16 protein-coding genes are annotated in these 20,350 nt (G+C 68.6%); 11 read left to right on the plus strand and 5 right to left on the minus strand.

The genetic code is table 11. From position 1 onward, the window contains the following. Nucleotides 1-65: 65 nt before the first annotated feature. The 3 genes from rarD to RJQ01_RS09880 all read left to right on the plus strand — a co-directional run bounded on the left by rarD (nt 66) and on the right by RJQ01_RS09880 (nt 3,823). Entirely contained in the window at nt 66-995 is a 930-nt protein-coding gene (rarD, locus tag RJQ01_RS09870) for an EamA family transporter RarD (RefSeq protein WP_350476558.1), read from the plus strand. Nucleotides 996-1,083: 88 nt separating this feature from the next. After that, nucleotides 1,084-2,349 (plus strand): ABC transporter substrate-binding protein, encoded by a 1,266-nt coding sequence (locus RJQ01_RS09875; protein ID WP_350476559.1) that lies wholly within the window; start codon nt 1,084-1,086, stop codon nt 2,347-2,349. A 214-nt stretch (nt 2,350-2,563) separates the two neighbouring features. Beyond that, entirely contained in the window at nt 2,564-3,823 is a 1,260-nt protein-coding gene (locus tag RJQ01_RS09880) for an ABC transporter substrate-binding protein (RefSeq protein ID WP_350476560.1), read from the plus strand. Between the two features lie 163 nt (nt 3,824-3,986). Here the strand turns inward: RJQ01_RS09880 and RJQ01_RS09885 are convergent, their stop codons facing one another. Genes RJQ01_RS09885 through RJQ01_RS09900 form a run of 4 tightly spaced genes read right to left on the minus strand, consistent with a single transcriptional unit; the run spans nt 3,987 to nt 7,927 of the window. Then, nucleotides 3,987-4,763: an ABC transporter ATP-binding protein gene (locus RJQ01_RS09885; RefSeq protein WP_502885257.1), complete on the minus strand. Its 777-nt coding sequence runs from the start codon at nt 4,761-4,763 to the stop codon at nt 3,987-3,989. Next, the gene (locus tag RJQ01_RS09890; RefSeq protein ID WP_350476561.1) at nt 4,735-5,667 is read right to left on the minus strand and encodes an ABC transporter ATP-binding protein; all 933 of its coding nucleotides are present in this window, start codon (nt 5,665-5,667) and stop codon (nt 4,735-4,737) included. The genes RJQ01_RS09885 and RJQ01_RS09890 overlap by 29 nt, the downstream gene beginning before the upstream one ends. Then, complete coding sequence (locus RJQ01_RS09895) at nt 5,657-6,637, minus strand: branched-chain amino acid ABC transporter permease (protein ID WP_350476562.1); 981 nt, start codon at nt 6,635-6,637, stop codon at nt 5,657-5,659. The genes RJQ01_RS09890 and RJQ01_RS09895 overlap by 11 nt, the downstream gene beginning before the upstream one ends. 9 nt (nt 6,638-6,646) lie before the next feature. After that, nucleotides 6,647-7,927, minus strand: coding sequence for a branched-chain amino acid ABC transporter permease (locus RJQ01_RS09900; RefSeq protein WP_350476563.1), 1,281 nt, complete (start codon nt 7,925-7,927; stop codon nt 6,647-6,649). A 278-nt stretch (nt 7,928-8,205) separates the two neighbouring features. Here RJQ01_RS09900 and guaB point away from each other — a divergent pair, with 278 nt between their 5' ends. Continuing rightward, nucleotides 8,206-9,708, plus strand: a complete 1,503-nt coding sequence (gene guaB, locus RJQ01_RS09905; RefSeq protein WP_350476564.1) for an IMP dehydrogenase — start codon at nt 8,206-8,208, stop codon at nt 9,706-9,708. A gap of 284 nt (nt 9,709-9,992) precedes the next feature. Beyond that, nucleotides 9,993-10,160, plus strand: coding sequence for a hypothetical protein (locus RJQ01_RS09910; protein WP_350476565.1), 168 nt, complete (start codon nt 9,993-9,995; stop codon nt 10,158-10,160). Here the strand turns inward: RJQ01_RS09910 and RJQ01_RS09915 are convergent. Next, nucleotides 10,157-11,188 carry a Gfo/Idh/MocA family protein gene (locus tag RJQ01_RS09915; RefSeq protein ID WP_350476566.1) on the minus strand — a complete coding sequence of 344 codons (1,032 nt, stop codon included), beginning with the start codon at nt 11,186-11,188 and terminating at the stop codon, nt 10,157-10,159. The two genes, RJQ01_RS09910 and RJQ01_RS09915, sit on opposite strands and share 4 nt — an antisense overlap. A gap of 92 nt (nt 11,189-11,280) precedes the next feature. On the opposite strand from RJQ01_RS09915, the gene RJQ01_RS09920 reads away from it, so the two are divergent. The 6 genes from RJQ01_RS09920 to guaA all read left to right on the plus strand — a co-directional run bounded on the left by RJQ01_RS09920 (nt 11,281) and on the right by guaA (nt 20,296). Further along, entirely contained in the window at nt 11,281-12,399 is a 1,119-nt protein-coding gene (locus RJQ01_RS09920) for a GuaB3 family IMP dehydrogenase-related protein (RefSeq protein ID WP_350476567.1), read from the plus strand. Between the two features lie 47 nt (nt 12,400-12,446). Then, nucleotides 12,447-14,180 carry a glycerol-3-phosphate dehydrogenase/oxidase gene (locus RJQ01_RS09925; protein WP_350476568.1) on the plus strand — a complete coding sequence of 578 codons (1,734 nt, stop codon included), beginning with the start codon at nt 12,447-12,449 and terminating at the stop codon, nt 14,178-14,180. A gap of 261 nt (nt 14,181-14,441) precedes the next feature. Further along, nucleotides 14,442-17,357, plus strand: coding sequence for a cell wall-binding repeat-containing protein (locus RJQ01_RS09930; protein ID WP_350476569.1), 2,916 nt, complete (start codon nt 14,442-14,444; stop codon nt 17,355-17,357). Nucleotides 17,358-17,458: 101 nt separating this feature from the next. Then, nucleotides 17,459-18,256 carry an SURF1 family protein gene (locus RJQ01_RS09935; protein ID WP_350476570.1) on the plus strand — a complete coding sequence of 266 codons (798 nt, stop codon included), beginning with the start codon at nt 17,459-17,461 and terminating at the stop codon, nt 18,254-18,256. Nucleotides 18,257-18,260: 4 nt separating this feature from the next. Continuing rightward, complete coding sequence (locus RJQ01_RS09940; protein WP_350476571.1) at nt 18,261-18,707, plus strand: DUF3817 domain-containing protein; 447 nt, start codon at nt 18,261-18,263, stop codon at nt 18,705-18,707. Beyond that, nucleotides 18,704-20,296, plus strand: a complete 1,593-nt coding sequence (gene guaA / locus RJQ01_RS09945; protein WP_350476572.1) for a glutamine-hydrolyzing GMP synthase — start codon at nt 18,704-18,706, stop codon at nt 20,294-20,296. Before RJQ01_RS09940 ends, guaA begins: the two co-directional genes overlap by 4 nt. Nucleotides 20,297-20,350: the final 54 nt, after the last annotated feature.

Genomic DNA, 20,350 nt, shown 5'->3' on the forward strand with positions numbered 1-20,350 from the left:
CCCGTCGTCTCGGGAGCGCGCCGAATCGGTGCGGCGACCGTTCCGACCGGCACTACAGTGAGCCTGTGCCCGACCCGCGCTCGTCGTCGACTGGCCTCCTCGCCGCCGTCGGAGCGTACGGGCTCTGGGGCCTTCTTCCCGTGTACTTCATCGCGCTGATGCCGAGCGGCCCCGTGGAGATCGTGGCGTGGCGCATCGTGCTCTCGCTCGTGTTCTGCCTCGTCATCATCGCGGCCACCCGCACCTTTCCCGACCTGCGCGCTCTTCTCGTCGAGCGTCGCATCCTCGCCCTGAGCGCCCTCGCCGCGGTCCTCATCGCCGTCAACTGGCACGTCTACGTCTACGCATCTCTCAGTGGCTTCATCCTCGAAGCCGCGCTCGGGTACTTCATCAACCCCATCGTCACCGTCGCACTCGGGGTCGTCTTCCTGCGGGAACGCCTGCGGCCCGCGCAGTGGGCAGCGGTCGGGCTCAGCGTCATCGCCGTCGTCGTGCTGGCGGTCGGCTACGGCACGGTGCCGTTCATCGCGCTGGCGCTGGCCTTCTCCTTCGGCTTCTACGGCTATGTCAAGAACCGCACGGGCCCGCGTGTCTCCGCTGTCGGGGGGCTCACGCTCGAGACCGCGTGGCTCGTGCCGCTGGCACTCGGCGAGCTGGCGGTCATCGCCGCGCTCGGCTCGCTCACCGCGGGCACGGTCGACGCGGGGCACACGGTGCTGCTCGCGCTGGCCGGCATCGTCACGGCGATACCCCTGCTCCTGTTCGCCGCGGCGGCCCGGCGTCTGCCGCTCACGGTGGTGGGCTTCGTGCAGTACCTGGCCCCGCTGCTCCAGTTCCTGTTCGGCGTCATCGTGATGGGGGAGGCAATGCCCCTCGAGCGCTGGATCGGCTTCTCGCTCGTCTGGCTCGCGCTCGTCGTGCTGAGCACCGACGCCGTGCGGGCGCGCCAGCACTCCCGCCGCCGCGCCGCGCCGCCGCCGGTCGAACCCGTGTGAGGCTACGAGCGCTAGGGTGCGGGAGAGCAGCCGCCGTCGTTCCGCACGAGCCGTGGACTCGACATCGACCGGCGCGAAGGAGGATCCGATGCGCACGACGCCCCTCCGAGCGGGCGCCACACTCGCGCTCGTCGCGGTCGGCCTGACCGCCTGCACGGGTCTCGGGCCCATGCCCACCCCCACCTCGACGCCGAGCGCCGCCGCGACGGTGCAACCGAGCGGCGATGGCGTGCTGCGTATCGGCACGCTGTTCCCGACCAGCGGCGACATCGCCTTTCTCGGGCCTGCTCTGGTCGCCGCCGCCGAGGTGGCCGTGGGTGACATCAACGCGAGTGGCGGAGTGCTGGGGGCGCCCGTCGAAGTCTTCCACCGGGACTCGGGGGATGCCTCCGGCGACGATCTCGAAACGGGGATGGCGGATTTCGTCGAGCTCGGTGTCGATGTCGTCATCGGCCCGGCAACGTCGGTGCTCGCCGAGCGGCTGATCCCGCTGGCCGCCGAGGCCGGGATGACCGTGATCTCGCCGGCGGCCACCTACCCCTTGCTGCGCGGTGAGGACGAGGGCGGCGTGTTCTTCCGCACGATTCCCTCCTACGAGAAGCAGGGTGCCCTCATCGCCGAGTCGGTGCTCACCGCCGGGGGTTCGTCGATCGTGCTCGTGACCGACGATGACGAGCTTGGGCTCGCACTCGAGTCGAGCATCGTCGCGGCGCTCGCCGACGAAGAGCAGCAGCTCGCCGGCCTCGAGGCACTGGCGGCGTCGACCAATCCCGAACAGATGGCGAACGCCATCGCGACGCTGGATCCTGATGCAGTGGTCATCGCCACGACGAGCGCGCTCGACGAGCAAACGCGGGCACTCATCGTCGCGCTCTCGGATGCGGGCGTCAGCGGGCGAGCACTCTGGTTGACGTCGCAGAACATGGCCGATTACTCCGCCACGTTGCCCGAGGCTGTGCTCGAGGGAGCCTACGGCGTGCTGGAAGGAGCACCGGCGAGTGATCAGTTCGTCGCGCGACTCCAGCAGTCTGACCCTGCGGTGCGCAGCTACCGGTACGCCGCCGAGACCTATGACGCCGTCGTGCTCGCCGCTCTCGCCGCGCTCGAGCGTGGCGACGACGGTGGGCCCTCGATCGCCGCGGGGCTGCCGCGCATCACGGCCGAGGGCTACCGCTGCAGGAGCATGGCGGAGTGCCGTGTCGTGCTCGACGACCTCGGTGCGTTCCACTACGCCGGACTCGTGGGCGATGTCGCCTTCGACTCCGCTGGAGACGTGACGAAGGCCGACTACGGTCTGCATCGTTACTCCGAGGAGAATCGGCCGGTGCGCATCGGCACGCTGAGACTGCGGTGATGGCCCGAGCGCGTGCAACGTGGTGCGGAATCGCGCGGCAGATACGCACTTCTCAACGGAATCCGTCGCAGTCGACAAGACCCTATATCGGATCTCGGCGTTACAGGGATGTAACCCGCACGTATTGTGCGCGCCTCAGTACCCCCGTACGGTGGCTTACTGGTGACGTATCCCGTTGCCGTGTCCTGAACACATTCGAAACGCAAGGAGCAACATGGGCGTATTCACTTCCGGCTCGGCCGGCCGCTCTCGTTCTCTCAAGTCGGTCCTCGGCGGCATTGCCGTCCTGGGCACCAGCGCACTCATCCTCGGTGGATGCGCAGCGACGACGGAGGAAGAGCCCGCTGGTCCCGCCGAAGACCTGACTCTCACGATCGGCACCATCCTGCCCCAGAGTGGCGCACTCGCGTTCCTCGGGCCCCCCGAGGAGGCGGGCGTCGCGCTCGCCGTGCAGGAGATCAACGAGGCGGGCACGAGCTTGAGCATCGAGGCGATCTACCGCGACTCCGGTGACACCACGACCGACACGGCGACCGTTTCGGTGACCGACCTCCTCTCGCAGGATGTCGACGCTATCGTCGGTGCCGCGTCCTCGGGCGTCTCGTTCACCGTGATCGACCAGATCACGGGCGCGGGAGTCGTGCACTTCTCGCCGGCGAACACCTCGCCGGACTTCACGACCTACGACGACAACGGCCTGTACTTCCGCACCGCTCCCTCGGACCTGCTCCAGGGCGAGGTGCTCGGAAACCTGATCGCGGAGGACGGCGCGGCGACCCTGGGTCTGCTCGTGCTGAACGACGCGTACGGCACCGGGCTCGCGGCGCAGATCACCTCGACCTTCGAGGCCGCTGGTGGCGAGGTCGTCGAGGAGCAGCTGTTCAACGAGGGTGACACGAGCTTCGACTCGCAGATCTCGGCGCTGACCGCAGCCAACCCCGACGCGATTGCCGTCATTACGTTCGACCAGGCGAAGATCGTCGTTCCGGGCCTCGTCGGCGCCGGCTACCCGGGTGAGAACCTGTACTTCGTGGACGGCAACCTCGCCGACTACAGTGCAGACTTCGAGACCGGTCTGATCACGGGCGCCAAGGGCACTGCCCCGGCCCCGAACCTGACGAGCGACTTCACCGACCGCCTCGACGCGATCGACCCCGACCTGGACTCGTACCTGTACTCGTCCGAGTCGTACGATGCCGTCATCCTCATCGCGCTCGCCGCTCTCGCGGCAGGCTCGACGGACGGTGTCGACATCGCGTCGAAGCTGCAGGAGGTCTCCGGTGGTTCCGGCGACGGTGAGAAGTGCACGGACTTCGCGTCCTGCGCGCAGATCATCGCCGACGGCGGCATCGTCGACTACGACGGCCCCTCGGGTCCGATCACGCTCAACGACGCCGGTGACCCCACAGAGGCCACCATCGGCATCTTCGAGTACGGTGACGACAACACCTACGCGGGCAACCGCCTCAACTAGCCTCCGCTAGCTGAACGAAGGGCCCCGGCACTGTGCCGGGGCCCTTTGTCGTCGGCGCCGCCTGGTGAAGCCCGTCAGTGCGCTGCAGCGTCGGCGCGAACCAGCACAGCGACAGGCCCCGCGGGATGCTCTCTCCGCGGGGCCTCGTGCCGTTCTCCCGGTCCTATTCCTGCCCGAGGGTGCCGAGGTACAGTCCGATGACCTTGGGGTCGTTGAGCAGGTCTCGGCCGGCGCCCTCGTAGGCGTCGGTGCCCTGGTCGAGCACGTAGCCGCGGTCGCAGATCTGCAGGCACCGTCGAGCGTTCTGCTCGACCATGATCGTCGTCACGCCCGCCTTGTTGATCTCCTTGACCCGCAGGAAGGCCTCGTCCTGCCGCACCGGTGAGAGACCGGCGCTCGGCTCGTCGAGGAGGATCACCTCGGGGCTCATCATGAGCGCACGGCTCATGGCCACCATCTGGCGCTCACCGCCGGAGAGCGAGCCGGCGCGCTGCCCGAGGCGCTTGCCGAGCTCGGGGAAGATCTCCACAACGAACTCGAGGCGATGGTCAAGCTCTTTGGGCTTCTGGAAGAGGCCCATCTCGAGGTTCTCGCGAATCGTGAGGGTCGGGAACACGTTGTTGGTCTGCGGGACGAAACCCACGCCCTTGGAGACCAGTTTGTTCGCCTTGAGATTGGTGATGTCGTCGCCGTAGAGCGAGATCGTGCCCTGTCGCACCTTGACGAGTCCGAAGATGGACTTGAGCAGCGTCGACTTGCCGGCCCCGTTGGGTCCGATGATGCCGATCAGCTCGCCATCGTAGGCGGTGAGCGAGCAGTCGGTCAGAATGTCGATGCCGGGCAGGTAGCCTGCGGTCACCTTGTCGACGTGCACCACCAGCGTGCGGTCGTCGCCGGCAGGGCTGCTCATCTCAGTGCTTGACTTCGTCGGCGTCGTCATCGGCCAGCTCCTTCATCGCTGCTTGTGACTCGGGGTCGATCTCTCCGAGATCCTCGTCGTGGTGGGCGCCCAGGTACGCATCGATCACGGCAGGGTTCGCCATGACCTCGTGCGGGTCGCCCTCGGCCACGATCCGGCCCTCCGCCATGACGATGACCCAGTCCGCGATGTGACGCACCATGTGCATGTCGTGCTCGACGAAGAGCACCGTCATGCCCTGCTCCTTGAGGCCCAGGATGTGATCGAGGAGCGACTGTGTGAGGGCGGGGTTGACTCCCGCCATCGGCTCGTCGAGCATGACCAAGGTCGGTTCGCTCATGAGCGCCCGCGCCATCTCAAGAAGCTTGCGCTGGCCGCCGGAGAGGCTCGCGGCGTAATCGTCCTTCTTCTCGAGCAGCTTGAATCGCTCGAGGAGCACGAGGGCGCGTTCCTCGATCGCCTTCTCCTCGTTGCGCCAGATGAACGGCAGCAGGGCGCGGAAGAGGCTCTCTCCCCGCTGCCCCTTGGCCCCGAGCTTCATGTTGTCAAGCACCGTGAGCAGTGCGAGAGCCTTCGTCAACTGGAAGGTGCGCACCTGGCCCTTGCGCGCGACCTTGAACGCGGGAATGCCCGAGATGCCGGACCCATCGAACGTCCACTTGCCCGAGTCGGGCTGGTCGAAGCCGGTGAGAAGGTTGAAGAGAGTCGTCTTGCCTGCGCCGTTCGGGCCGATGAGGGCCGTAATCGCGCCGCGGGGTATCTCGATGTGGTCGACGTCGACCGCCGTCAGGCCGCCGAAGCGGCGCGTGATGTTGTCGGCGACGATGATCGGGTCGGTCTTGGCCACTCCGGGCGCGGCCTCGCCGACGTGAAGCCCCGTGGTCTTGACGGGGCCGGTGGCGTCACTCGGGCTGCTACTTGACAAAGGCCAGCTCCTTCTTGTTGCCGAGGATTCCCTGCGGTCTGTATATGACGATGAGCATGATCGCGAGGCCCACGAAGATGAAGCGCAACTGGCCGGCCTGCACGGTCGACATGAACGGCAGGAAGCCTTCGCTCACGGCTCGCGCGATGAAGCCGGAGAAGAACGACAGCAGAACCCAGAAGATCATGGCGCCGAGGATCGGACCAAACACGGTCGCCGCTCCACCGAGAAGCAGGATCGCATAGATGAAGAACGTCAGCGTCGGCTGGTAGTTGGAGGGAACGACCGACCGGGGCAGGATGAAGATCATGCCAGCCAGCGAGCCGAAGACGCCGCCGAGGATCAGGGACTGCATCTTGTAGAAGTACACGTTCTTGCCGAGCGCGCGCACGGCATCCTCATCTTCACGGATGCCCTTGATCACGCGACCCCAGGGGCTCTTGAACAGCTGCCACGTCACGAGCGCCGCGAGGGCGACGACGCTCCAACCCACGATGCGCAACCACCAGTCGTACTCGTTGTAGACGAACGGGCCGAAGCCGTAGGTGCCCTCCGGAATGGGGTTGAGGTCGGCGAAGCCGCCCTTGTAGCCCTGCAGGCCGTTGGCCGAGCCTGTCACTGGCTCGAACGTGTTCGTGGTGAACAGCAGACGCACGATCTCGGCTGCGGCGATCGTCACGATCGCGAGGTAGTCAGCCCGAAGGCGCAACGTCGGCAGACCCAGGATGAACGCGAAGACGATCGAGGCGACGACGCCGAAGAGCACGGCTGCCCACACGGGCCACCCGAAGGTCAGCGTCGCGATCGCGAAGCCGTAGGCGCCCAGCATCATGAAGCCTGCCTGACCGAAGTTCAGCAGGCCGGTGAACCCGAAGTGCACGGCCAGGCCCAGGGCGGCGAGCGCGTATGCGGCCGTCGTCGGAGAGATGAACTCCTGCGCGGCGTTGGAGAGTAGTTGAATCCAGTCCATAGTCCGCTCCTAGCCGATTCGTTCTTTGCGTCCGAGGATGCCCTGGGGCCTGACCAGCAGCACCAGGATGAGGATGATCAGCGCTCCGACGTACTTCGTGTCCGAGGGGATGATGAGCGTCGACATCTCGACGAAGAATCCGACGATCAGGGCCCCGACAAGGGCACCGAACGCTGTGCCGAGCCCGCCCAGTGTGACCGCGGCGAAGGTCAAGAGCAGCAGCTGGAAGCCCATGTCCCAGCCAACCCCGGGGCGGAAGTACGCCCAGATGATGCCCGACATACCGGCGAGGAAGCCGGCGAGCACCCAGACGATGCGGATCACGCGGTCCACGTCGATGCCGGAGGCCGCCGCGAGCGCAGGGTTGTCGGAGACCGCGCGGGTCGCCTTGCCGATGCGCGTGCGCAGCAGGAAGTACGCGACCGCCATCAGCACGACCACCGAGAGCACCATGCTGCCCACGTCGATCCAGGAGAGACCGAATGCGCCGATGGAGAAGGAGGCGTCCGTCGCGCCGGGCAGCTGCTGGGTCTCGCCTCCGTAGAAGAACTGGAACACGTACCGCAGGGCCAGTGACAGCCCGATGCTCACGATCATCATCGGGATCAGTCCGACTCCTCGCCTGCGGAGGGGCTTCCACAGTCCAGCATCGTTCGCCCAGCCGAACGCCGCGCTCAGGGCCAGCGCAATGAGGAGAGCGAGCCACAGCGGCAGGGCGAGCACGGCGCTGAACGTGAGCGCCATGAGGGCTCCGAAGGTGATCAGCTCGGCGTGCGCGAAGTTGCTGAGGCCTGTCGTGCCGAAGACGAGGGAGAGCCCGATGGCGGCCAGCGCGAGCAGAAGACCGAAGTTCAGACCGTTGAAGAAGCGATCGACGATCTGATCCCACAGGTTGACCGTGTTGCGCTCGCCCTCGCCGATGAAGAAATTCAGGACGGTGCTGCCGGACTGGCCGACATTGACGTCGCGGCTGTTGGGCGTGTCGTCGTCCTCCTGGGTCGTCTTGACCACGGCGATGCCCTCGGGAAGCGTCTCCTCGTCGAGGGTCACCGTGTAGTCGCCCTGCAGGGGCACGCCCACAGCCCAGCGTCCGTCAGCGCCCGTCTCGACCTCCACGCTGAAGCCCTGCCCGTCAATGACGAGACGGATGTCCTCAAGCACCTCGCCATCCAGAGCGACGAGGCCGCTGATGCGGAAGTCGTACTCGTCGAGACCGACTTCGTCGGCTGTGGCCGGTGCGGCAACGGACAGAGTGAGAGCAGCCACGACCGAGGCGAACAGGACGGCCATGAGCCGCCGTGGTGCCCGCCGGGCGAGTGGCCTGCTAGCAGCGTGTGCCACGAAACCTCCAGGTTGTTCCGGGTCGAGGCATGCTGCCCCGCGGGCGGGTTGGGCCCTGTCGTCGTCGTTGACGATACGTGCCGATTGTTGCCGATGCGTTTCACGGCGGCAACCGACGGTGACTAGCCATTATTGCCACGGAATACGTTTCTGCCTAACGCGTTAAGCTGAGTCACCAGGATTCGCCGTCGCATCCGGGCCCACTTCCGCGCACTTCGAGGGGACTCATGGACCAGCCCGACCCGTTCGGCTTCGTCGGCCTCACCTACGACGACGTCATGCTGCTGCCCGCGCACACGGACGTCATTCCCAGTGAGGCAGAGACGGCCTCGCGACTGACCCGACGCATCCGCGTCAACGCCCCCCTCCTGTCGTCGGCGATGGACACCGTGACGGAGGCGCGCATGGCGATAGCGATGGCGCGCCAGGGCGGCCTGGGCGTGCTGCACCGCAACCTCTCGATCGACGATCAGGCGGAGCAGGTCGACAAGGTCAAGCGATCGGAGTCGGGCATGATCACGAACCCCGTGACCACGACCCCCGACGCGACTGTCGCCGAGGTCGACGCGCTGTGCGGGCGCTTCCGCGTTTCCGGGCTTCCTGTCGTGGAGGGTGACGGCACCCTCGTGGGCATCATCACCAATCGCGACATGCGATTCGTCTCCGCCTTCGAGGCGCCCACGACTCTCGTGCGCGATGTGATGACCTCAGCGCCGCTCATCACCGGCCCGGTCGGCATCTCCCAGGGCGACGTGCTCGCGCTGTTCGCGCAGCACAAGATCGAGAAGCTGCCGCTCGTGGACGACGCAGGACGCCTGAGCGGACTCATCACCGTCAAGGACTTCGACAAGAGCGAGAAGTACCCGAGCGCGACCAAGGACGCCGCGGGTCGACTGCGCGTCGGGGCGGCCATCGGGTTCTTCGGCGACGCGTGGGAACGCGCCGGCGCCCTGCGCGATGCGGGCATCGACGTGATCGTCGTCGATACGGCGAACGGCGATAGCCGCGGTGTGCTTGAGATCATCGCCCGCATCAAGGCCGACCCGGCCTTCGCCGAGATCGACGTCATCGGCGGCAACGTCGCCACGAGGACGGGCGCCCAAGCGCTCATCGATGCCGGCGCCGACGCCGTGAAGGTCGGAGTGGGCCCTGGATCGATCTGCACCACCCGAGTGGTGGCCGGCGTGGGAGTGCCGCAGGTCACCGCCGTCTACGAGGCCTCGCTCGCCGCGCGTCCCGCGGGCGTGCCGCTCATTGCCGACGGCGGTCTGCAGTACTCGGGAGACATCGCGAAGGCGATCGTGGCCGGGGCGGACACCGTCATGCTCGGATCGCTGCTCGCCGGCACCGACGAGAGCCCGGGCGATCTGATCTTCGTGAATGGCAAGCAGTTCAAGTCGTACCGGGGCATGGGCTCGCTCGGCGCTCTGCAGACGCGCGGCACAAAGACCTCCTACTCGCGAGACCGGTACTTCCAGGCGGATGTGCCGAGCGACGAGCAGCTGATCGCGGAGGGCATCGAGGGCCAGGTGCCCTATCGCGGCCCCGTCGGCTCGGTCGTGTACCAGCTGCTGGGCGGTCTGCGGCAGTCGATGTTCTACACCGGAGCCCGCACGATCGACGATCTCAAGCAGCGGGGCAAGTTCGTGCGCATCACCGCCGCCGGGCTCAAGGAATCGCACCCTCACGACATCCAGATGGTCGTGGAGGCCCCCAACTACCGCCGGTAGCCGCCCGCCGGCCTTCCGCGCGCGTCGGTCGAGCACCTGGCCCCGTGGGATCGCGAGCTGCTGCGCGCTGTCGCCGCCGCTACTCGCGGACGCGTGAGGCAGCCACTGTGCGGCATCTCCGCGGCCCGGGTGTGGGGTGTGCCGATCCTGGAAGACGCGTTCGCCCCCGTTGTGGATGCGCTCGGCTGGGGCGACCGCGCCACCCGACACGTGTCAGATCTGCGCTACGGGGCCACAGCGGATGACGGTTGCCGCGTTGTCGAGCATCGACCAGATACGCGAGAGTGCTCATCCATCAGCTCGGCGTCGAGGTTCTCGACCTGCAGCACGAGTATCGGCTTGCCGATGGGCGACGTTTCCGCTCCGACTTCCGGTGGCCGTCTCGTCGCCCCGCCGGTGAGTTCGATGGGCGTGTCACCTACCGCGCCGGTGATGCGCGAGCGGGCGGCTAGGGGTGGGCGGGCGGGGTCGGCACGCGAGCCCCTGTCTCGTGCGAGCGGATCACCGCGTGCGCGAGCTCGAGCGCGCGGCGACCGGCCGACGCCGGCACCGGGGGCGGCGAGCCGGCTCGCAATGACCGGAGCAGGGCATCCAGGTACCGGTCGAAGGTTCTCTCGAAGGAGCGCGCCTCGTCGTCGAAGTAGCCCGCGCGCCACACCCGCTCGGTCTCGTCGCCCACCGACTGCAGACGCAGAGCGCCGACGGTGTCGTGGATGACCGCTCGGCCTGCCGTGCCGTTCACCTCCACCAGTTGACTGTCGCGGTAGGCGTACGAGGAGTCGTAGCTGCCGAGCATCGTGCCCACCGCACCGGAGGCGAACTCGAGCGCGATGGCGACGGTGCTGAAAGCCCCGTAGGTCTTGGACGCCATCTGCGCCGCCACGGAGGCGATGGGCCCGCACAGGTGCTCCAGCAGGTCGAAGCCGTGGCACTGCGTCTCGATGAGGTTCGCGTGCGGCGACGGACCGCGGTTGGCTTCCCCGCCGAAGCGCCAGGTGGCGAACACGAGGTCGCCGAGCTCGCCGGCCTCGATCGCCGCCCGGGCACGCAGCACGGGCTCGGCGTAGCGGTGGTTGAAGTTGATCGCGAAGAACGTGTCGCCGGCGGCATCGAGCAGGGCGTCGGCCTCGACGAGGTCAAACACGAGCGGCTTCTCGACCAGGAGCGGCACCTGCGCCTTCAGCAGCTCGAGGGTGGGAGCGAAGTGCTCCTCGTTCGGCAGGCACACGGTGACGAGGTCGGGATGCTCAACCTCGAGCATCCCCTCGATCGAGGTGTAGGCACGCGTGGCGTAGCTGGCCGCACGCGCCTCGGTGCGGGCCGGATCACGGCCCACGATGCCGACGAGCTCGGTGTCGAACCGCTCGGTGACAACCCGCGCGTGCTGGGCGCCCCAGCCGCCCGCCCCGACGACCGCGACCCGCAGCGGTGCGGCCTCCGGATCGCCGGGCCGCTCGATGCTCAACGCACTGCTGGCCATGTTGCCCTCCTCGGAGGCGCTCGCCGCGGACCGCCTACCGTCACCGTACCTCTCGCCGGAGGAGGGGCAACCGCCGGTAGGGTTGAGGAGTGATGGAGATCGAGATCGGGCAGACCAAGCGAGCGCGCCGGGCGTACTCCTTCGACGACATCGCGGTCGTGCCCAGCCGCCGCACGCGCGACCCGCGGGTGGTCTCCCTCGCGTGGAGCATCGACGCGCTCAAGTTCGAGATGCCCGTTCTCGCGGCGCCCATGGACTCGGTGATGAGCCCGGCGACGGCGATCGCGATGGGCCGCCTCGGCGGTCTCGGCGTGCTCGACCTGGAGGGGCTGTGGACCCGGTACGAGGATGCTGAGGCGCAGCTCGCTCGCATCCGCGACCTCGAGCCGGCCGAGGCGACGAGCGTCATGCAGGCCCTCTACGCGGAGCCGATCAAGCCGGAGCTCATCAGCGCGCGACTCGCGGAGATCCGCGCGGCGGGCGTGCCCGTGGCGGGAGCCCTGAGCCCCCAGTGCACGCAGGAGTACCACGAGGTGGTGCTCGACGCGGGCGTCGACCTGTTCGTCATCCGCGGCACCACGGTCAGCGCCGAGCACGTCAGCACCGACGCCGAGCCGCTCAACCTCAAGAAGTTCATCTACGAGCTCGACGTGCCCGTCATCGTGGGTGGCGCAGCCAGCTACACGGCTGCTCTGCACCTCATGCGCACCGGCGCGGCCGGAGTGCTCGTCGGCTTCGGCGGCGGCGCTGCGTCGACGACGCGCCTCAGCCTGGGCATCCATGCGCCGATGGCGACCGCGATCAGCGACGTCGCCGCCGCACGGCGCGACTACCTCGACGAGTCGGGCGGTCGCTACGTGCACGTCATCGCCGACGGCGGCCTCGGTACGAGCGGCGACATCGTCAAGGCGATCGCGATGGGTGCCGACGCCGTCATGCTCGGATCGGCTCTCGCGAGGGCGACGGATGCTCCTGGCGGGGGCTGGCACTGGGGCGCCGAGGCGCACCATCCGGAGCTGCCGCGCGGCCACCGCGTGCACGTCGGCCAGCTGGCACCGCTCGAGCAGGTGCTGTTCGGGCCGAGCTCCCGAGCAGATGGACAGGTGAATCTCATGGGAGCCCTGAGACGATCGATGGCGACGACCGGCTACTCGGACGTCAAGGAGTTTCAGCGCGTGGAGGTCGTGATCGCCCCCTACCAGTCGCACTAGCGGCGGGGCGTCGAGCGGCCGTCGCGCCACACACTCGGGAGAACAGCATGGTTCGAGGAAAGACCGTCACACGTTCCACCAAGCTCGGCCCCGACGAGCGAGCTGCAGCGATCGCCCGACTTCGGGACAAAGAACTCGACATCCTCGTGGTCGGCGGTGGCATCGTCGGCACCGGGGCGGCGCTCGATGCGGTGACGCGCGGGCTGAGCACCGGGATGCTCGAACAGCGCGACTGGGCAAGCGGCACCAGCTCGCGCTCGTCGAAGCTCGTGCATGGCGGTATCCGCTACCTCGAGCAGCTCGACTTCCGGCTCGTGCGTGAAGCGCTCATCGAGCGCGGCCTGCTGCTGCAGAGACTGGCGCCCCACCTCGTCAAGCCGGTGCGGTTCCTGTATCCGCTCACCAAGCCTCTGGTCGAGCGCGCCTACATCGGCGCCGGCATGGCGCTGTACGACCTGTTCAGCTACACCGGCGGGCGGCCTCCCGGTGTGCCGCATCACCGCCACCTGAGCCGTCGCCAGCTGCTGCGCGCCGCGCCGAGTCTGCGTGGCGACGCGTTCACCGGCGGGCTGACCTACTACGACGCGCAGGTCGACGACGCCCGCTACGTGTCGACGCTCGCGCGCACCGCCTCGTTCTACGGCGCCCACGTTGCCAGCCGCGTCCGAGTCGAAGGGTTTCTGAAGGTGGGCGAGCGCGTCGTCGGGGTGAAGGCGCACGACCTCGAGACGGGCGAGCACTTCGAGGTGAAGGCGCGCCAGGTCGTCAATGCGACGGGCGTCTGGACGGACGACACGCAGGCGATGGTCGGGGAGCGCGGGCAGTTCCAGGTGCGGGCCTCGAAGGGCATCCACGTCGTGGTTCCGCGCGATCGGTTCCAGTCGACCCTCGGGCTGCTGCTGCGCACCGAGAAGAGCGTGCTCTTCGTCATCCCCTGGGGCCGGCACTGGCTGATCGGCACGACCGACACCGACTGGGATCTCGACAAGGCGCACCCTGCGGCGACCGCGGCCGACATCGACTACCTCCTCGACCGCGTCAACGAGGTGCTGGCCGTGAAGCTCACCCGTCAAGACGTCGAGGGGGTGTTCGCAGGGCTGCGCCCGCTTCTGGCCGGCGAGTCGGACGAGACCTCGAAGCTCTCGCGCGAGCACATCGTCGCACACACCGTGCCCGGCCTCGTGGTCGTCGCGGGTGGCAAGTGGACGACCTACCGCATCATGGCCAAGGACGCCATCGACGAGGCGGCCGCGGCGCTCGACGGCAAGGTGCCAGCGAGCGTCACGGAGGACATCTCGCTGCTCGGCGCGGAGGGCTACCAGGCGGCGTGGAACAAGCGGGGCAAGATCGCCCGCGCTTTCGGAGTGCACAAGGTGCGCATCGAGCACCTCTTGAATCGGTACGGCGTGCTGACGGATGAACTGCTCGACCTCATCATCGCGCGACCCGAGCTGCAGGAGCCCCTACCGGGAGCGGACGACTACATCGCTGCCGAGGTGGTCTACGCCGCGACCCACGAGGGCGCGCTGCACATCGAGGATGTGCTCGCGCGCCGCACGCGCATCTCGATCGAGGCATGGGATCGCGGCGTGGAGGCGGCGCCCGTCGTGGCTGATCTGATGGCCGCCGAGCTCGGCTGGGACGACGAGCGCCGCCAGTGGGAGATCGATCACTACCTGAGGCGCGTCGAGGCCGAACTGGCCAGCCAGGAGCAGCCGGACGATGAGAGCGCCGACCGGGTGCGGCTGGCTGCGCCAGACGTGTCCCCGCGCATGCGCTGACCGATCGATGTGGGCGGTGGGCGGGTGCGCCCGTGGTCACAACGCGATTATTCCTTGTGAATGTCGGTGGTCTGACGTACCGTGAGGGAGAGTCAGGACTCGACGGCGACGCCGGGTCGTGATTCGCCCCCAACCCCCACCCGAACCCGACCCGCGCAATGCCCGTCGGCGGCCACGGCCCGCACCCGAAGCCTCGTACCCGCGAGGCGCGCGCCTATGCCGTCGTCGGGCAGGGTCGCCACTCCCCCCAGGAGCCACATCGTGATCCGCTCATCGTCTCTCGGCGCGCGCCTGCTCGGCAGCACCGCCGCCCTCACCCTGGCCCTCACCGGCCTCAGCATCGCGGCAGCGGCGCCCGCGACAGCCGCGCCCGCCGTCGTCTACGACTCGATTCCCGATGCGCAGCCAGCATCGTACCCGAGCCTGGGATTCCAGGCGCAGGCAACGTGGGAGTTCGGCGACTACGTGCTGCTCGGCGGCGACAACCGCGTCGTCACGGACGTCACCATCAGCCTCACCAGCTGGGCGTGCGAGATCGGGCAGTGGAACCTTGGCGACTGCGAGACCACCCCGGGGTCGACCTTCACGCACCCCGTCACCATGAACCTCTACGAGGCCGACGGCTCCGGCGCAGAGCCGGTCGTGGGCGACCTGATCGCGAGCGTCACCCATGACGTCGTCGCGCCCTACCGCCCGACCCCGTCGCCCGACGAGTGCGCGCAGAGCTCGGGGTCGAGGCCCTGGTGGGACGCCGTACGGGAAACCTGCCAGAACGGTCTCGCCTTCGACGTCTCGTTCGACTTCTCTGCCGAGAACGCGATCGTCGGCAACGACGTCATCGTGACAGTCGCCTACAACACGCAGTCGTACGGTGCGGCGCCCGAGGGCGCGAACGGGCCGTGGAACGCGCTCAACGTGAGCCTCGCCACGCCGAGCGCACCCACCATCGGCACCGATGAGAACACGGCTCAGACGATGCGCGACACCACCTATCTGGGCGACACGCGCGGGCTCAAGTCGAGCACCCGCCTGCCCAACTACGGTCTCGTGATGAGCATCACCGCCGACGCGGTGCCGGCCGTCGACCCGCTCACCGAGGTGACCGTGTACGAGCGCGATGTCAAGGCGAACGAGACGCCCGAGACCTACACCTCCTGGCACGAGGGCAACCCCAACGGCACGCTGGACAACTCGGTCGTCCTCGCCGACGGGCTGCACCTCGGCCTGGGCGACCCGTCGACCGTCATCAAGGGCACCGATCTCGCGACCCCGGAGGGAATCGCCGCGGCCACGCTCACGCGATCCGGCCTGCGCGCGCTCATCGAGCGCGCGAGCGTCGAGGTCGCGAGCGGGTCTGTGACCTACCAGGTGCCCGTGTTCTTCGGCGATCCGCTCGCTCCGATCTTCACCACCCTGCGCTCGACGAGCCTTGCCGTGGGCGGCCACACGTTCTCGCAGGCCGACACCTGGGCCACCACGCGCGCCTTCGGTGACTACGGCGTACAGGAGACGGCGCCCCTCGGGGAGCTCATCGACGCGGTCTTCGACGTCGCGGCAGCAGAGGGCGGCGGCGTCGCCCTCGCGGGCTACGGCGTGCAGGCCGACTCCGCTGCCATCGTGCCGAGCATCGTCTGGGATGACACGCGCTACACCTTCACCCAGCCCGTCATCGAGGCGTGCACGCTCACGACCACGACCGAGGTCACCAACCTCGCCCTCGGCGACTGGGACTTCTCGCAGACGCGCACCCAGGGCATCAACGAGTTCACCGAGAACGGTCTCCGCGTCGAGACCTTCGGCGACCCGGGAACCCTCAGCCAGGCGAAGGCGGCCGGTTACGCGCCGATCGACATCGCCCTGAGTGAGATCGGCTCCGTCGACTTCGTCATCGCGGACGGGCACACCGGCGTGCGCCCGAGCCTGCAGCTGGGCTTCGACGCTGACGGCGACGGGGCGCAGGACGCGATCCTCGTCGGCGAGCCCTGGGCCTATGGCGGCGGCGACTGGTCGATGAGCGTCAACGGCGACTGGGCCGATGCCCGGTTCTGGGTGACCGGCTCAACCGGCTACGGCGTCCCCGCCGGCGGCGGCTACCCCTCGCTCGGCACGCTCGACGAGTACCTGCTCGCCAACCCAGAGGCACGCATCCTGAGCTACGGCTACAGCCTCGGCTCGGGCGTCATCGGGGAGGCCGTCATCGAGTCGCTCACCGTCGGCTGCGCTCAGACCACCTTCGGGTTCGAGCTCGAGACACTGGCTCCGCCCGTGACCGAGCGACTCGCCGGCGACGACCGCTACGAGACGGCCGTCGCCATCTCAGAAGCCGGCTTCCCGGACGGTGCCGCGACTGTGTACATCGCCAACGGTGTGGGATACGCGGACGCGCTGAGCGCCGCGCCGGCAGCCGCCGAGGACGGCGCGCCGCTGCTCCTGACCCCGCCGAACGCTCTGCCCGCCGCGGTGATCGCTGAGCTGAACCGGCTCAGCCCCTCGACCATCGTGGTGGTCGGCGGCACGGCCGTCGTCTCCACCTCGGTCGAGAACGCACTCGCGGGCCTGGGCTTCTCGCCCACGGTAGAGCGCGTCGCGGGTGCAGACCGCTACGCCACGTCGCGAGCCATCGCGGACTACGCCTTCAGCACGGCCACGGCGGCCTACATCGCGAGCGGGTTGAACTTCCCCGATGCGCTCACGGCCGGCCCCGCGGCAGCCGAGCTCGGCGGCCCCGTGGTGCTGGTCCGCGGCACGGCGAACTCCGTCGACGCGGCGACGCTGACCCTGCTCGACGACCTCGGAGTCACCGATGTCTCGATTGCCGGAGGAACGGTGGTCGTGAGCAGCGGTATCCAGGCGCAGCTGGTCGGGGCGGCCTACACGGTGCAGCGCAACTCCGGCGCTGACCGGTACGCGACGTCCATCGCCATCAACGAGGACGCCTTCGCGACCGCGCTCACGGCGTACCTCGCCACCGGCGAGAACTTCGCCGATGCGCTCGCTGGCTCGGCCCTCGCCGCGGGCCAGGGTGTGCCGCTGTATGTGAGCCGTACCGCGTGCATTCCTGAAAGCGTCTACGCGTCGATCGTCGGCCTCGGGGTGGAGACGATCGTGCTGCTCGGCGGCCCCGCCGCGCTCAGCACCGAGGTGGCCGACCTCGAGCTCTGCGGCGCCGGCAGCTAGGCACGCGCAGCTCGACTCCGGCGGCGGGGCTCCCAGCGGGGGCCCCGCCGCTGCTTTGTAGACTGCACACGAATCCCCACCCGCAGGAAGGCGCCCGCATCATGACGAGGACCGAGGCGCCGACCCGACCCGGGCTCGGCACCGGTCCCACCTGGTGGACGGTCGCGCGTCGGCCCAAGTGGGTCGCCGCCCTCGCCCTCGCCCTCGGCGTCGCCGCGGTGTTCGCGGCCCTCGGCCAGTGGCAGCTCGAGCGCTCGATCGAGAGCGCGACCGTCATCGAGCGCGACACCGAGACGGCGGTGCCCCTCGACACGGTCGCCGAGCCTCAGCAGGTCATGACCTCCGACGCCAGCGGCCGACTCGTGACCGTGGAGGGATCCTGGCAGGCGGGCGACGACGTCATCATCACCGGCAGGCTCAACAACGCCCCCGGCGGAGACGGGGCGCCGGGCGACTGGATCGCGCGCCACCTCGTGACCGAGGACGGCCACAGCCTCGCCGTCGTCGTGGGATTCGTCGAGCCAGGAGCGAGCATCCCGACCCTGCCGCACGGAGAGGCGCAGCTGACCGGGCGGTACGTTCCCGGCGAGGCTCCGCAGACCGGCGACTTCGAATCCGGCGCCCGCGAGACGGTCTCCCTCGCCGAGCTCGTCAACCTGTGGGCCGACCCGCAGCCCGTCTACGCTGGCTATCTCGTCGACATCGACCCGCCCGCCGGCTTCCGCGCCATCGCCGCGCCCCCGCCCGAAGCGGAGGTCGAGCTCAATCTGCTCAACCTGTTCTACGCGCTCGAGTGGGTCATCTTCGGCGGCTTCGCGGTCTACCTTTGGTGGCGTCTGGTCAAGGACGAGCAGGAGAAGGAGAGCGCGGAGCCAGCCCAGCCGACGCCCGTAGACTGAGCGCATGGTGATCGGCCCGAAGCCCGCAGACATCCCCCTCATCCGGCGAACGCTCGCGGTCTACAAGGTCTCCTCGATCATCACGGGCATCTTCCTGCTCGGTCTCGTCGTCATGATGATCACGCGGTACGGGCTCGGCAGCGACATCGAGCTGAACGGGCCGTCCGGATTCATCGCGCTGAGCCCGGTCGACACCCTCACCGGGTTCAACCTGTCGATCTTCCTGCTCGCCGTCCACGGCTGGCTGTACGTGCTCTATCTCGCGTGCGACTTCGTGCTGTGGCGCGTACTGCGCTGGCCGTTCTGGCGCTTCCTCTGGATAGCGATGGGAGGCATCATCCCGTTCCTGTCCTTTTTCTTCGAGCGTCAGGTTCCGCGTCAGGTCGAGGAGGTCATCGTCGGACTATCCGCCGACGATGCGCGCCCCGTCGTCGAAGGCAGCGCGGCGTGACCGCGGCCGGCTCTGAGACGGTCACCGAGGCTCGACCCGTGCTGGTCGTCGACTTCGGCGCCCAGTACGCGCAGCTCATCGCCCGCCGCGTGCGCGAGGCGAGCGTCTACAGCGAGATCGTGCCGCACACGATCACTGCCGAGGAGGTCGCCGCGAAGAACCCCGTCGGCATCGTCCTGAGCGGCGGGCCGTCGAGCGTGTACGAGCCGGGCTCGCCCGACCTCGACCCGGGCATCCTGCAACTCGGCGTACCGGTGATGGGCATCTGCTACGGCTTCCAGGTCATGGCGAAGCAGCTGGGCGGCGAGGTGGCGCGCACGGGCCGGCGCGAATACGGGTCGACTCCCATGCGCGTGGTCGGCGACGGCGGCGTGCTGCTCGCTGGCCAGCCCGGCGCGCAGACGACGTGGATGAGCCACGGCGACTCGGTGGCGCAGGCCCCCGAGGGTTTCGCTGTGCTCGCGTCGACCGACGACACCCCGGTAGCGGCGTTCGCGAGCGACGAGCGCAAGCTCTACGGCGTGCAGTGGCATCCGGAGGTGAAGCACTCCGAGTTCGGCCAGGGCGTGCTGGAGAACTTCCTGCACCGCGCGGCGGGAATCCCGGCCGACTGGAACAGCGGCAGCGTCATCGCCGAGCAGGTGGAGCGCATCCGCGATCAGGTCGGCTCGGCGCGCGTGATCTGCGGCCTCTCGGGCGGGGTCGACAGCGCCGTCGCGGCGGCGATCGTGCACGAGGCCGTCGGCGATCAGCTGGTCTGCGTCTTCGTTGACCACGGGCTGCTGCGTGCCGACGAGCGGCGGCAGGTCGAGGAGGACTACGTCGCTGCGACGGGCATCCGTCTCGTGACGGTGGATGCTCGCGAGCAGTTCCTCGACGCGCTCGCAGGCGTCACCGACCCCGAGCAGAAGCGGAAGATCATCGGGCGCGAGTTCATCCGCACGTTCGAGGGTGCGGCCGAGGCGCTCGTGCTGGAGGCTCAGGGCTCCGGAGAGTCGGTGCGCTTCCTCGTGCAAGGCACGCTGTACCCCGACGTGGTCGAATCCGGCGGCGGCACAGGCACGGCGAACATCAAGAGCCACCACAACGTGGGCGGGCTGCCAGAAGATCTCGAGTTCGAGCTCGTCGAACCCTTGCGCGCCCTCTTCAAGGACGAGGTACGCGCCATCGGGCGCGAACTCGGGCTGCCTGACGCGATCGTGGGCCGGCAGCCCTTCCCCGGACCGGGTCTGGGCATCCGCATCATCGGCGAGGTGACTCTCGAGCGCCTTGACCTGCTGCGCGAGGCTGACGCGATCGTGCGTGCCGAGCTGACCGCCGCGGGCCTGGACGCGGAGATCTGGCAGTGCCCGGTCGTGCTGCTCGCCGACGTGCGGTCGGTGGGCGTGCAGGGCGATGGACGCACCTACGGGCATCCGATCGTTCTGCGCCCCGTCAGTTCGGAGGACGCGATGACGGCCGACTGGACTCGCCTGCCCTACGACGTGCTGGCCCGCATCTCGAACCGCATCACCAACGAAGTGGACGGGGTCAACCGGGTCGTGCTCGACGTGACCTCGAAGCCCCCCGGCACGATTGAATGGGAATAGCCATGCGTTTTCGAGGCCATTTCTGCGCGCTGGAGCATGAGGCGAAGGCCATGT

This window comes from Microcella sp. (assembly GCF_040286215.1).
GTDB lineage: Bacteria > Actinomycetota > Actinomycetes > Actinomycetales > Microbacteriaceae > Microcella.